Genomic DNA, 13,480 nt, shown 5'->3' with positions numbered 1-13,480 from the left:
CGGATCTGGCGGCCGACCCGATGGCGACGGAGAAGCTGGCCAGCGGCATCGATGCGTTCGCCAAGGATCTGGACGCGTTGCGGCAGACGATCCGCGAGCGGCTGTAAGCGCGCATGGCTGGATGGCTGCGGCCTGAACGCCGCCGCTGGCGTTGACGTGGCGTGGACGCAACTTCACCCGGGCTTGCCGCCGGCAGGCAGACACTCGGGCCATGTTCCATAAACAGGGATCGACCATGAAGACGAGCTTCCGCGTGTTGTGCCTGGGCAGTCTGCTCGCCGTATCGGCCGTTGCCGGCGCCCAGACCTATGGCCCCAAGGACGAGGGACGCCGCTTCAACGACGGCAGCAAGGTGGTGTGCCACAACGTCGAGGTCCAGCGTAATTCCAAGGATCCCAACCGCATCACCGGCACCGCGACCGGCGCGGTCGTGGGTGGTCTGCTGGGCAACCAGGTGGGTGGCGGCAACGGCAAGAAGCTGGCGACGGTTGCCGGTGCCGTGGCCGGTGGTGCCGCAGGCCGCCAGATCCAGGGCAACCAGCAGTCCAAGAATGGTGATCGCGTGGTTGAGCGTCGCTGCGAACGTCAGTACCGCTGATCAAGTGCCGCCCACTGCGCTGCAGTTGCGGCGTGCAACAGGATCAAAAATGACGGCCCGGTGGGTCGTCATTTTTTTTGTGCGAGGCCCGCAGGCCGGATCAGCGCAGCGGCGGACTGCCTGCCAACGTGCGTGCCCCGGTGATGATCATCCGCAGCATCTGGGTCAGCTGCTCGATCAGTTCCGGATCCTTCTCCGGCGGCAGGTCAACCGCCGTCGCACCCATCGCAAACACCAGCCGGGTAATCGCCTTGGAGGCCAGGGCCGGTTCATGCAGCCGCGCGCCGTCGGCGGCCGCCAGGCGGATCAGGTCGACCCGCAGTTCGTCTTCGAAGTAATTCAGTTCGCGATCCACCGCATGCTTGAACGCATCCGAGCCGGCCGTGCCTTCGCGCAGCAGGACATGGAGCAGGCGGTCATCGGCGCGCAGCTGCTCCATGAAGGTCTCCACCGACAGGCGGATCACGCTGCGGTCGGAGGAGGCGGCGCGCTGGCGCGCCTCGCCGATGATCGTGCGCAGTGAGCGCCCGGCCAGGTCGATCAGGGCCACGGTCAGCTCGTCCATGTCGCGGAACTGCCGGTAGAACGAGTTCGGGGCGATCCCGGCTTCACGCGCGACCTCGCGCAGGCTCAACGTGGAGACGCTGCGGTGCGGGCCGATCAGGGCCAATGCCGCGGCCAGCAGATCCTCGCGGGAGATGGAGGCTTTGCGCGCGGGATGGGCGTCGTCGGAGGCGGGCAGGGGCAGGTCTGGGGAGGTCATCAGGGGCAGCGGGGTCAAGTCCCTGAATCATAGCCCGTCCCGGCAATATACAACTGTATACACAGTCGTATGCTCGGCCGTATAGTGCGAAGCATGAGCACCGTCCCGCGCATTGCCGCCCGCCGTCACGCCGCCAGCCCCCGCCGCTGGGTCCCTGAAGCGCTGTTCGACTTCTGGGGCACCCGTCTGCACCCGCTGTGGACGCTGCGCCGCCCCTTGGCCCGGCTGCTGTCGCGCACCGCCGAGAGCGCGGATGCGGTCACCCTGGTGCTGAAGCCCAACCGCCATTTCCGTGGTCTGCTGCCGGGCCAGCACGTCACCCTCGGCGTCGAAGTCGATGGCCGCCGCCTGTCGCGCAGTTACAGCCCGACCGTGCTGGCCGACGGTCGCTTGGCGATCACCGTCAAGGCCATCGCCGGCGGTGCCGTCAGCCAGCATCTGGCCCATGCCGCGGCGATCGGTGAGGTCTTTGAGCTGGGCCAGGCGTTCGGTGAAATGACCTTGCCCAAGGCCTCTGGCGCGCGGCTGTTGCTGCTGGCCGCTGGCAGCGGCATCACCCCGATGCGCGCGCTGCTGCGTCAACTCGATGGTGCCGGCATGCCGGGCCAGGTGGACCTGGTGTATTGGGCACGCCGGCGTGAGGAAGTCTGTTTCGCCGAAGAGCTGGCCGCGCTGGCGGCGCGCCATCCCTCGTTCACGCTGCACATCGCGCTGACCCGCGACCCGGCGGCACCGGCGTCGCGTGTGGATGCATTCGCCTTCGCGACGCTGGGCGATCTGAGCACCGCCCGCACCCTGGTGTGCGGCCCGGGCGGCTTCGTCGATGCAGCGCAGGCGCGGCTGCAGGGCCAGGTCGCGTCGCTGCAGTCCGAGGCGTTCACAGCGCCGGTGCTGCCGGATGCCGAAGAGGGCACGGTGCAGGTCGAACTGCGCCGCAGCGGCCGCACGCTTGCCCTGCCACGCGGCACGTCGCTGCTGCAGGCGCTGGAAGCCGAAGGGCTGCGCCCGGCCAGCGGCTGCCGCATGGGCATCTGCAATACCTGTGTCTGCGGGAAGGTATCCGGCGTCACCCGCCACACCCTGACCGGCGAGCACGCGGCCGAACCGGCCACGCAAGTAAAGCTGTGCGTGAACAGCGCCAGCACCGACCTGATCCTGGAGCTGTGACCATGTCTTCCGTGCACAACCGCGCGCTTTCCCCGGCCGAACTGCAGGCCTTCGGCGCTGAACTCGATGCACTGCGCGCGCGCCAGCTGGCCACGCTCGGTGCGCGCGATGCGCGTTACATCCGCCGCGTCGTGGCCGCCGTCCGCTGGACCGGCGTGGCCGGCCGCGCGTTGCTGTTCCTCGGTGCCTTCGTGCACAGCGTGCTGATCCCGGCGTGGATTGCCGGCGTGGTGATGCTGGCGCTGTCCAAGATCCTGGAAAACATGGAGCTGGCGCACAACGTCATTCATGGCCAGTACGACTGGATGGGTGATCCGCAGCTGCAGGGCAGCACCTACGAGTGGGATATCGTCGGCACCGCCGACGCCTGGCGCAAGACCCACAACTTCCGCCACCACACCTACACCAATGTGCGCGGGCTGGACGACGATATCGGTTACGGGCTGCTGCGCATTTTCCCCGAGCAGCGATGGCGCCCGTTCTACCTGATGCAGCCGGTGGTCGCGGTGGTGTTCGCGCTGCTGTTCGAATGGGGCATCGCGATCCAGGACCTGCGCCTGGGCCGCGTGTTTGCCGGCAAAATGACGCTCAAGCAGCTGGGCAGGCAGTTCCGCCCGGTCGGCCGCAAGATGGGCAAGCAGATGTTCAAGGACTACCTGCTGTTCCCGGCGCTGGCCGGCCCCTTCTTCCTGCCGGTGCTGCTGGGCAACGTGGTCGCCAACCTCATCCGCAACGTGTGGACCTACGTGATCATCTTCTGCGGCCACTTCACCGCCGAGGCCGAAACCTTCCCGAAGGAATGCGTGCGTGATGAGACCCGTGGCCACTGGTACCTGCGCCAGCTGCGCGGCTCATCCAACCTGACCGGCGGCAAGCTGATGAACGTCATGTCGGGCAACCTCAGCCACCAGATCGAGCATCACTTCTACCCCGACATCCCGGCCAACCGCTACGCGGCGATCGCGGTCGAAGTGAAGGACATCTGCGCGCGCTACGGCCAGCACTACAACACCGGTTCGCTGCCGCGGCAGTTCGGCCAGGTGATGTGGCGGATCGTGCGCCATGCCTTCCCGAGCAAGCCGGGCCGCGCGCGTGCGCTGCCGGCGGTAGGTGAGGCCAGCCGCCAGCCGGGCTGAGCCGGGCTAGAGCGGCAGTTCCAGCTGCAGGCGCAGCAGCGGGGATGCCCTGCGCTGGCGCCGCAGCTGCTCGGTACCGTCTTCGCTGACCCGCTCCTGCCCCGTGTGCAGCGCCCGGTGCAGCGCGTTGTTGAGGCTCAGCCGCAGCTTGCTGCCTGCGCGCAGCGACCACAGCGAGTACAGGTCCAACTCGCGCCCGTACGCACTGATCTCGAACTGGCCGGGGCTGACCTGCACCGTGCCACCGGTGCGGTAGGTGTAACTGCCGCCGACCGTCCAGCCGGTGCGGATCTCGTAATCCGCGCCCAAGGTGCCGCTGAAGCGCACCTGCTCATCAAGCCGGTTGTCCGGACCGGGCACATCATCCACGCGCGAATCGTTGGCGGTCGCATTGAAACGCACCGCCACGGCCGGCGCGCCTGCGATCAGCTGCGGCAGACGGAATGCCGTATCCATCTCCAGCCCCCAGGTCATCGCAGTGCCGCCGTTGACCGGCGTGGCCACCCAGCGACCGTCCTGCAGATGTGTTTCGGTGCGGATCACCTCACTGATCCGGCGCGCATAACCGCCGATGCTGAGCTGCGCGCCGGCCTTGCCGTAGGTTTCGTAGGACAGGTCCACGCCGGTCGCCAGTTCGGGCCGCAGCGCCGGGTTGCCGCGTTCGTCGGGGTTGAGCGGGCGGTTGTTGGTGGAGGTGTACGGGCGCGGGATCAGCGAAGCCAGCGTAGGCGAGCGATAGGTCCGGGTCAGCGCGACGCGCAGCTGGTCGCCCCGGGTGCCGGGCATTTTCCAGAGTGACTGCAACACCGGTGAGAGCACCTGGTCACGGCGCTGAATGCCGCTGAAGCTGCTGCCGTCACTGCGGGTATCGATCTGTTCCCAGCGTGCGCCGGCATAGAGGGACCAGCGCTCGCTCAGCGAGATGTCATCCTGCACGTACAGCGCCAGGCGACGGATGCGCGCGTCGAAAGCCTGGTCGCTGATCGCCACCACGCCGCCCTCGTGGACAGGCAACAGCTGCTGCACGCGTGTTTCATCGCGGCGATCCTCGCTGCCCTCCCAGCCGAGCTGCAGCGCATGCCGCCCGCGGGCGGGCAGCGTGTACTTGCCACTGCTGTTCAGATCGCCCACGGTCAACCGCGCGTCGGTGTGGTCCTCCAGGTTCTGTCGCCCATCCGCTGCCTGGCCCTGTTCGCGATAGGTGTAGCGCTCGCGGTTGCCGCCCAGGCGCAGCTTGGTGGTGAACGTGCCGCCCCGTTCGAACGCCCGCGTCCACGTCATGCTGCCATTGGCCTGCGCCACGTCGATGCGCGTGCGTTGTTGATAGCGGGTGGTCTGTAGTGGGGCGCCGAGCGTGGTGGCCCAGTCGATGTCGGTGATGCGGTTGAACCGGCTCGCATCGGCGAAGCCCTGCAGCGCGAAGATATCGCCGTTCTCCAGCGTCGCTTCGAGGCTGGGGGCCAGTGAGAGCACATCGCGATTTCCGCTGGCGCGCAGGGAGGTGTCACGCAGGGTGGTCGGTGTTCCCTGCCGATTCCATGCACGCTCGGTACCGGTTTCCTCGACCAGGAACTCGCGGCGCGATGCGGTCGCCGTGATCGCGCTGCTGCGGTGGTCGGCGCGCCGGTTGCGCTGCCAGCTGACCGAGGGCGTGTTCCGGCCGTTGCTGTTGCCCCAGGCCACCGACAGCTGCCCGCTGTCCTTTCGCGCGCCTGCGGCCAGCACGATGTTGATCGAGCCGGCGATCGCTTCGGCGCGCTGGTCGGCGGTGGGTGCGCGGATGATCTCCACGCGCTCGACCATCTCCGGCGTGAGCGAGTCCAGGTCGAACCCGGCGGGCGCTTTCTGGCCGTTGAGCAGGATCTGGGTATAGCCCGCACCCAACCCCCGCAATGACAGCGTGCCGCTGCGGCCGGGCGCACCCGTGCCGACGGTAATGCCGGGCAGGCGTTTGAGCGCGTCCACCAGACCGATGTCGCCGTACTGGCGCAGCGCTTCAGCGTCGACCACGATCCGGGTGGCGGTGTCCTCGCGGCGTGCGTCGTACACGGTGCCCTGCACCTGCACGGTCTCCAGTTCGGTGGGCGGCGGCGCCTGCTTTGCGGGCAGTGACTGTCCAGCGCTGGAGAACGCGGCACACAGCGGGGTCAGGGCAAGTACGATGCGGAACGTCGGTGACATGGGGCGGTCCGTGCAGGAGGGCAGGGGGCATTTCGCGGGGCAACACGCGCCCCTCCTGTGGCCAGGAAAACGAAATGCAGCAGTGGGGTGGGGATGTGGAGCGGGTTAGCCGGTCATGGCAGGTGCGCCTGCGGATCGACGCGCTCACCGTTGCGGAGCATCTCCAGATGCAGGTGCGGTCCGGTCACGCGCCCGGTGCTGCCGACCCGTGCGATCTGCTCGCCGGCGTGGACCTGCTGGCCAACCACCACATCGGCGCCCTGCAGGTGCGCGTACAACGTCTGCCAGCCCTGACCGTGGTCGATGACCACCACCGTGCCGTACTGCGGACCGTCGGGGTAGGCGGTGGTTGCCGCCACGATGCGGCCGTCTGCCGGCGCGAGGACCGGCGTGCCCGGGCGCGCGCCGAAATCGGTGCCGCGATGCGGTCGCTGGCGGATGCTGCCGGTATCGCCGAAATGTCCGGTGATCCTCGGTGCGGCCAGCGGTGCCTGGAACTGCACCTCGATGGGGGCCTCGCTCAACGGCGGCAGCGGCAGTGCCGCCTCCGTCGCCGAGATCTCGTTTGGGGTGCCAGTGACGGCGGGGCCCGGCACGGGGCGCGCGGCACTGGCCTGCATGACCAGCAACAGGGCGCCGATCAGCAGTGCGCTGCCCAGCAGCAGCGCGCGTCGCGATCCCGACAGCGGCCGCGCGGCATCGCCATGCAGCATGTGCCGGATGCGGATTTCATGCCCGGCCAGATCGCGGTGGGTCAGGGCGGTGGTGGGTGCGTGAGCCGCTGCGGAAAGGCGCAGCGTGCGCACATACGCCGTGGCGAAGTCACGCCCGCCATGTGCATCCCCCGCGAGGGCCTGCGCATCACATCGCAGCTCGGCCGCCAGCTGCACGCGCGCGGTGAGGCGGCGCAGGAACGGGTTGAACCACAGCAGGGCGTTGAGTATCGCCATCAGGCCCGCGCGCTGCGGATCGCGGCGCGTCAGGTGCGCCGCCTCATGGCCCAGGATCAGGTTCAGTGCACGATCCTCCAGCTGCTCCACGGCCGAGAGGGGCAGCACGATCAACGGGCGCGGCCAGCGCACCGCGAACGGACTCACCGGCAGCGCGCTGACCCGGCAGACGATGCCGGCCGAGCGCAGCCGCTGCGCCGACGCACGGCTGCGCGGGCCCGGCCAGGCCTCCGCTGCGATCGGCAGGGTCGCCCGGCACAGCCGGCCGGTCGCCCGCGTGCCAACCAGCACGCGCAGCAATGCGATACCCAGGCCGGTGACATAGAGCGCGGCCAGCCACGTGGTAGTGGCCACCCCCGCCCAAGGGGAACTCACCAGGCGCCCTTCCGCCGCACCGGCAGCCCCGAGGTCCAGCGCGACCGGCAGCGGCATCATCAGTGCCGGTGGCAACGAGATGAGCGGTGCGGGGGCCCACAGCGCCATACCCACCGACAGCAGGACCGGCGTCACCGCCAGCAACCACACCCCCATCCAATAGCCATATGCGGCGTGGGAGAGACCCAGACGGTGGTGGACACGTAGCCCGGCAGACCAGGCCACCCAGCCGCCCGCCAGGGCGCCAACGGCATGCACGCCCCAGAAGCCCAGCGTCAGCCCACTCATGCCGGATCGTCCTTGGCGGGAGCACGCAGCAGCGCATCGAGCTGCTGCAGTTCCTGTTCGCTGAGCAGGCGGCTGTCGGCGAAGGCCTGCGCCGGCAATGCGCCATCGATCTCGAGCACCCGGCGCGCGAAGTCCGTGCTGAGTGCGGCCAGTGTGGCCACCTTGCCGACCTTGGCGCGGTACATGTTCAGCCCGTGCTCGACGGTTTCTTCCACCAGCCCTTTGTCGACCATGCGTTCGAGCGTCTTGCGGGTGGACGAGTAGGACCAGTCCAGCGCCGCGGCGGCGCCGTTGTGGACTTCGCGCGCACTGCAGGCGCCCTGGCGCCACAGCGCTTTGAGCAGTTCCAGTTCGGCATTGGAAGGGGTAGGCAGCGCAGACATGGCAATCCCGGTGTGGCGAGGTGTCGCAAGTGTGCGACATGTGTCGCATTAAATGCAACAGGGGTGTCATTGATGCGGATCAATGCCGTCACAGGTGGCGTGCGTACCATCCAGATGTGCAGCGCGGTGCCGGGAGGGGGCCGTGCGGTAAGGAAACCGTGCTGCCAGGCACCGGGCGACCGGTGCCTCCTGTAGGTCCATCGAAAAAGGAGTGGTGATATGGCTGTCGAGCAACAGGGCGTGCACCGGGCACCGGTGATCGATAAAGAACCCGATGCCACGGGGGCCTACTGGTCCAACCGGCCCGAGAACACACTGCCGCCGCCGGACATGATGGGTGCCTACATGCGCAATCGCCCGGTGGCACAGGCCGGCGTGGCGAACCGCAAGGCGTGGATCATCGGCACCGGTATTGCCGGCCTGGCCGCGGCGTTCTATCTGATCCGCGATGGCGGCATGCCGGCGGCGAACATCACCCTGATCGACAGCCTGGACATCGAAGGCGGTTCGCTCGATGGGGCCGGCGACCCCGAGCAGGGCTACCTGGTTCGCGGCGGCCGCGAGATGAACTGGAACTACGACAATTTCTGGGACATGTTCCAGGACGTGCCGGCACTGGAACTGCCCGCCGGCTACAGCGTGCTGGACGAGTACCGGGCGGTGAACGACAACGACCCGAACTACTCCAAGGCCCGGCTGATGCATCAGCAGGGGAAGATCCAGGACTTCGCCACGTTCGGGCTGAGCAAGCCGCAGCAGTGGGAACTGGTCAAGCTGCTGCTCAAGCGCAAGGAAGACCTCGACGATGTGACCATCGAGGACTACTTCAGCGAAGGCTTCCTGCAGAGTAATTTCTGGTTCTTCTGGCGCTCGATGTTCGCCTTCGAGAACTGGCAGAGCCTGCTGGAAATGAAGCTGTACATGCACCGTTTCCTGGATGCCATCGACGGCTTGAACGACATGTCCGCGCTGGTGTTCCCGAAATACAACCAGTACGAGAGTTTCGTCAAACCGCTGGTGAAGATGCTGCGCGACCAGGGGGTGCAGGTCACCTTCGGTACCCGCGTGTACGATCTGGACATGCGCGTGACAGGCGATACCCGCACCGTCACCGGGCTGCGCTGCCGTGTGGCGGGCAACGATACGCTGCTGCCGGTGGCCGAGGGCGACCTGGTGTTCGCGCTGACCGGCTCGATGACCGAGGGCACCGTCTATGGCGACATGGACACGGTGCCGGTGCTGCAGCGTCCGCGCGAAACACCGGGGCAGGACAGTGACTGGGCACTGTGGCGCAACCTCGCTGCACAGTCGCCGATCTTCGGCAAACCGGAGAAATTCCACGGTGACATCAACCGCTCGATGTGGGAGTCGGCCACGCTGACCTGCCGCCCCTCGCCACTGGTGGACAAGATCAGGGAACTCTCGGTCAACGACCCGTACTCGGGCAGGACCGTGACCGGCGGCGTGATCACCTTCACCGACTCCACCTGGGTGCTGAGCTTCACCGTCAACCGCCAGCCGCACTTCGTCGACCAGCCCAAGGATGTGCTGGTGGTGTGGGTGTATGCGCTGCTGATGGACCAGAACGGCAACCACGTGGCCAAGCCGATGCCAGCCTGTACCGGCCGCGAGATCCTGGCCGAGCTGAGCTACCACCTGGGCATCGTCGATCAGCTTGATGAGATCGTCGCCAACACCAAGGTGCGCACCGCGCTGATGCCCTACATCACGGCGCAGTTCATGCCACGCGCGGCCGGCGACCGCCCGCACGTCGTGCCCGGGGGCTGCACCAACCTTGGCCTGTTGGGGCAGTTCGTGGAGACCCACAACGATGTGGTGTTCACCATGGAAAGTTCGGTGCGCACCGCCCGCGTGGCGGTGTATACGCTGCTGGACCTGCCCAAGCAGGTGCCGGACCTGAGCCCGACCCAGTACGACATCCGCAACCTGATCAAGGCGGCGCGTGCGCTCAACAACAACGCACCCTTCCCGGGCGAGCGACTGCTGCGGCGGGTGCTCGACAAGACCTACTTCGCGCACATCCTGCCGCCGCTGCCGGATACCGAACACAGCCGTACCGGCTTCATGGAAGAGGAGGTGTCCTGGCTGGTCGGCAAGGGCGGCAGCGCGTTGAAGGATCTCTCCACGCGGCTGGAAACGCTGCGCGAGAACCTGGCCAAGCGCGGGAAGTAGCCCGGTTGTGGTGCCGCGGTGATGGAGATCGCCTCGGCACCGCCGCCCCATGGGGATGGGGATCGGCGATACTGCAGGCTGATCGCCTGCTGTGATGCACGGACCCGCCCCACATGTCTTTTGACGCGACACCTCCAGCGGCCGAGCGCCAGGATGTCACCCGTTTGCTGCGCCGCTGGAGCGAGCAGCAGGACATCGCCGCCCGCGATCAACTGCTGGCGCTGCTGTATGCGCAGCTGCGTAGCATGGCCGTGGCGCGGCTGGGCACCCCCCAGGATGGCGTGCTGCAGCCGACCGTGCTCGTGCACGAGGCCCTGATGCGGATGATCGGTGGGGAGATCGGCTACCGCGATCGCGTGCATTTCCTTTCATTGGCGGCGCTGAAGATGCGCAGCGTGCTGGTGGACCACGCACGCGCGATGGCGGCTTCCAAGCGGGGCGGAGGTGCGATCAACCTGACCCTGTCGTATGCCGACCTGGAAGCCAGCCCTGATCACGATGCCTTCGAAGTGCTGGCCCTGAACCGCGCGCTGGAGGAACTGGCCGCCCTGGATGAGCGCGCCGCACGCACGGTGGAATGGATGTACTTCGGTGGCATGAGCCGCGAAGAGATTGCCCTGGCGCTGGATGTGTCGGTGCCCACGGTCGATCGCGATCTGCGGTTTGCCAAGGCGTGGTTGAACCGGCATCTGGCTGGGCCGGCCACGCGCGCATGACCGGCCCAGACCGCTGGCAGACGGTGCGCGGGCTGTTCGACGCGGTCTGCGATCTGCCCGAGGCGCGCTGGCGCCCGGCGCTGGGTGAGCTGTGCGATGACCCGGCCGCGATCGACGAAACCCTGCAGCTGCTGCGCGCGCAGACCGCCGACCTGGGCCGGGTCGAGCACGCGCTCGCCGCCGTGATGGCCGCGATGGATGATCCGGCCACGCTGGTCGGGCAGCGGCTTGGCCCGTGGCGCCTGAGCCGGTTGCTGGCCGTCGGCGGGATGGGGGTGGTGTTCCTGGCCGAGCGCGCCGATGCGTTGTACCGGCGCGAAGTGGCGATCAAGCTGATCCGCCGCGCCTACGACCCGGTACTGGCCACGCGGCTGGCCAGTGAAAGCCAGATCCTGGCCGACCTGCAGCACCCGCATATCGCCCGGCTGTATGACGTGGGCGTGGCCGAGGGCGGTCAGCCCTACCTGGTGATGGAATACGTACAGGGTGAACCGCTGGACGACGCCTGTCGCAGCCTGGCGCTGGATCTGGCCGCACGCCTGCGCCTGTTCGTGCAGATCTGCGGCGCGGTACAGGCCGCACATTCCCAATCCGTGGTGCACTGCGACCTCAAGCCCGGCAACGTACTGGTCCGCCCCGACGGCCAGCCGGTCCTGCTGGATTTCGGCATCGCGCATCTGCTCGGTGACGCCAACGATGCCGCGGCCTTCCTCACCCCGGCCTATGCCAGCCCCGAGCGCCTGGCGGGACGCCCGGCCAGTGTGGTGGGCGATGTCTACAGTCTGGGCGTGATGCTGGAGGCGCTGCTGCAGGCCACGCCGCCGCCGGCGCGCGGCGTGCCCGCCGACCTGCTGGCGGTCGCGGCCAAGGCCGCTGCCGCGGATCCGGCCGAACGTTATGCCTCTGCCGACGCACTGGCCGAGGATATTGAACGGTATCTGGCACACCGCCCGGTGCGCGCGCGTCGGCCCAGCCGCTGGCATCGTGCGCGCCTGCTGCTGCGGCGGCAATGGCGCGCCAGTGTGATCGTCGCGCTGGTGGCGGTGATGGTGCTGGCCTTCGTGCTGCGCTTGAGCGAGGCGCGTCGGCAGGCCGAGCAGAATGCGGTGGCTGCCGCCGGCATCGCCGATGTACTGGTGGCCGCCTTCGATGCGGCCGATCCGGGGCTGCGCCACGGCACGCCGATGACCGCGCGTGAGGTGCTCGATCTGGGCGCACGCCGCCTTGAGCAGGACCGCACCGTGTCGCCCGCGCTGCGCGCGCGGATGCAGGCTGCATTGGGGCGCGCCTACCAGAACCTGGGTCAACCGCAGGATGCGCAGGCCCTGCTGCGGGACAGCGTGGAGGGGCTGGTGCACACGCGCGCCGCGCCGCATGAGATCGCCGACGCCCGCGCCAGTCTGGCGGTGCAGCTGCTCAGCGCCGGGCGTGAGAAGGAGGCGCTGGGCAGTGCAGAGGACGCGTTGGGCCTGCTTGAGCAGGACGATGCCCCGGCGGTGCGGGTGAAGGCGTTGAACGCCCGGGGCCTGGCCCAGGCGCAGCTGGAGCAGCCGGCGGCGGCGGAACACTCCTTCCGCTCCGCGCTGGCGTTGAGCCGGCCGGGAAACGGTGCACCGCTTCAGCGCGGCGGCCTGGCGGCGATGGCCAACCTCGGCGATCTGTACCGGAGCCAGGGCGAGCTGGACAAGGCCGAAGCGATCCTGCGCGAGGGTCTGGCAGAGGCATCGCGGGAGCATGGTGTGCAGGGGGCCGAGTACCAGCGGGTCCTGCGCGCGCTGTCCTCGACGCTGCTCAACCAGGGCCGTATCGATGAAGCGCTGGCGCTGGCCGAGCGCAGCTTCGCGCTGACCCGGCAGATGTTCGGCGCAGGCAGCAGCTACACCGCCTCGGCCGAAGCCGCGCTGGCCGGACAGTATCTCGATCTTGGCCGCTACCAGGCGGCCGATCAGCACTTCCGCAACAGCCTGCAGACCAGCGCCGCGGTGGATGGCGTGGACAGCCGCGCCTACGCGGTCAAACAGTATGCCCATGGCCTGATGGAGGAAGCCCGCGGCGACTATGTGCAGGCCGAGCAGAACTACCGCGCTGCGCTGGCGCGCTATCGGGCGCTGCTCGGGCCTGAGCATGCCGACACACTCGACGTGGACATGGTGCTGGCCCGGTTGCTGCTGCGTACCGGCCGCACGGCCGAGGCGCAGGCACCGCTGCAGCAGGTGGCCGCCCTGTGGCGGCGCGAACTCCCGCCCGAGTCGCCGCAGCTGCTGGTGTTGCGCCTGGTCGAGATTGAATGGCTGATCCGGGACGGACAGCATGCCGAGGCCGCCCGGGCCCTGGCCGCGTTCGGCCAGGCCCACCCGAGCCTGCCCCCGTGGCTGGGGCTGCGCCTGCAGATGCAGCAGGCGCTGCTTGCCCAGCGCCGTGGCGATCCCGCGGCAGTGCCGCTGTCGGCCCAGCTGGTGGAGACATTCGCTGGTTTCTACGGGGCGGATTCCACGGCCACCGCCAAGTGGCGTATCCCGCTGGCGGAGGCATTGTTCGCCAACGGCGATGGCGCTGGCGCCCGCGCCCAGATCGCCCGGGCCCGGCCGCACCTGCAGGAACTGGCGCCGACGTCGGAATTTCTAAGTCGCATCAAGGGGTTGGAGCAGCGCATGGCGGATCACGACGCGGGTCTGTCCCGGGGGCGATAGTTTTGTGATGGTTTTCTCGGTTTATCGATCAGGAGGCCGA

At 68.3% G+C, this 13,480-nt stretch carries 10 protein-coding genes and 1 pseudogene; 7 read left to right on the top strand and 4 right to left on the bottom strand.

Annotated features, from left to right (window positions below):
- Positions 1–107, top strand: a pseudogene (locus ABE483_RS14335) (transaldolase); the annotation flags it as partial.
- 128 nt (positions 108–235) lie between these two features.
- On the top strand, positions 236–598 hold the full coding sequence (locus ABE483_RS14330) for a glycine zipper 2TM domain-containing protein (protein WP_102789149.1): 363 nt from the start codon (positions 236–238) through the stop codon (positions 596–598).
- Between the two features lie 100 nt (positions 599–698).
- On the opposite strand, the gene fabR is transcribed toward ABE483_RS14330, so the two are convergent.
- Positions 699–1,361 carry an HTH-type transcriptional repressor FabR gene (gene fabR, locus ABE483_RS14325; protein WP_026069985.1) on the bottom strand — a complete coding sequence of 221 codons (663 nt, stop codon included), beginning with the start codon at positions 1,359–1,361 and terminating at the stop codon, positions 699–701.
- Positions 1,362–1,454: 93 nt separating this feature from the next.
- On the opposite strand from fabR, the gene ABE483_RS14320 reads away from it, so the two are divergent.
- Both ABE483_RS14320 and ABE483_RS14315 read left to right on the top strand, forming a co-directional pair.
- Positions 1,455–2,528, top strand: a complete 1,074-nt coding sequence (locus ABE483_RS14320) for a ferredoxin reductase (protein WP_346481909.1) — start codon at positions 1,455–1,457, stop codon at positions 2,526–2,528.
- Positions 2,529–2,530: 2 nt separating this feature from the next.
- Complete coding sequence (locus ABE483_RS14315) at positions 2,531–3,664, top strand: acyl-CoA desaturase (RefSeq protein WP_313213059.1); 1,134 nt, start codon at positions 2,531–2,533, stop codon at positions 3,662–3,664.
- Positions 3,665–3,670: 6 nt separating this feature from the next.
- Here the strand turns inward: ABE483_RS14315 and ABE483_RS14310 are convergent, their stop codons facing one another.
- The 3 genes from ABE483_RS14310 to ABE483_RS14300 form a co-directional block, all read right to left on the bottom strand.
- The gene (locus ABE483_RS14310; RefSeq protein ID WP_346481908.1) at positions 3,671–5,845 is read right to left on the bottom strand and encodes a TonB-dependent receptor; all 2,175 of its coding nucleotides are present in this window, start codon (positions 5,843–5,845) and stop codon (positions 3,671–3,673) included.
- 113 nt (positions 5,846–5,958) lie between these two features.
- Positions 5,959–7,458, bottom strand: a complete 1,500-nt coding sequence (locus ABE483_RS14305) for a M23/M56 family metallopeptidase (RefSeq protein WP_346481907.1) — start codon at positions 7,456–7,458, stop codon at positions 5,959–5,961.
- Positions 7,455–7,841: a BlaI/MecI/CopY family transcriptional regulator gene (locus ABE483_RS14300; protein WP_313213037.1), complete on the bottom strand. Its 387-nt coding sequence runs from the start codon at positions 7,839–7,841 to the stop codon at positions 7,455–7,457. The genes ABE483_RS14305 and ABE483_RS14300 overlap by 4 nt, the downstream gene beginning before the upstream one ends.
- 219 nt (positions 7,842–8,060) lie before the next feature.
- Between ABE483_RS14300 and ABE483_RS14295 the strand changes: the two genes are divergently transcribed.
- The 3 genes from ABE483_RS14295 to ABE483_RS14285 all read left to right on the top strand — a co-directional run bounded on the left by ABE483_RS14295 (position 8,061) and on the right by ABE483_RS14285 (position 13,440).
- Positions 8,061–10,034 (top strand): oleate hydratase, encoded by a 1,974-nt coding sequence (locus tag ABE483_RS14295; RefSeq protein WP_346481906.1) that lies wholly within the window; start codon positions 8,061–8,063, stop codon positions 10,032–10,034.
- 113 nt (positions 10,035–10,147) lie between these two features.
- Entirely contained in the window at positions 10,148–10,750 is a 603-nt protein-coding gene (locus tag ABE483_RS14290) for an ECF-type sigma factor (RefSeq protein WP_313213033.1), read from the top strand.
- Positions 10,747–13,440, top strand: a complete 2,694-nt coding sequence (locus ABE483_RS14285) for a tetratricopeptide repeat protein (protein ID WP_346481905.1) — start codon at positions 10,747–10,749, stop codon at positions 13,438–13,440. The genes ABE483_RS14290 and ABE483_RS14285 overlap by 4 nt, the downstream gene beginning before the upstream one ends.
- Positions 13,441–13,480 lie beyond the last annotated feature (40 nt).

Source organism: Stenotrophomonas sp. TWI602 (assembly GCF_039674045.1).
GTDB lineage: Bacteria > Pseudomonadota > Gammaproteobacteria > Xanthomonadales > Xanthomonadaceae > Stenotrophomonas.
Note: the sequence above shows the minus strand (reverse complement) of the source record. Positions and strands in the feature narration are given on the sequence as shown.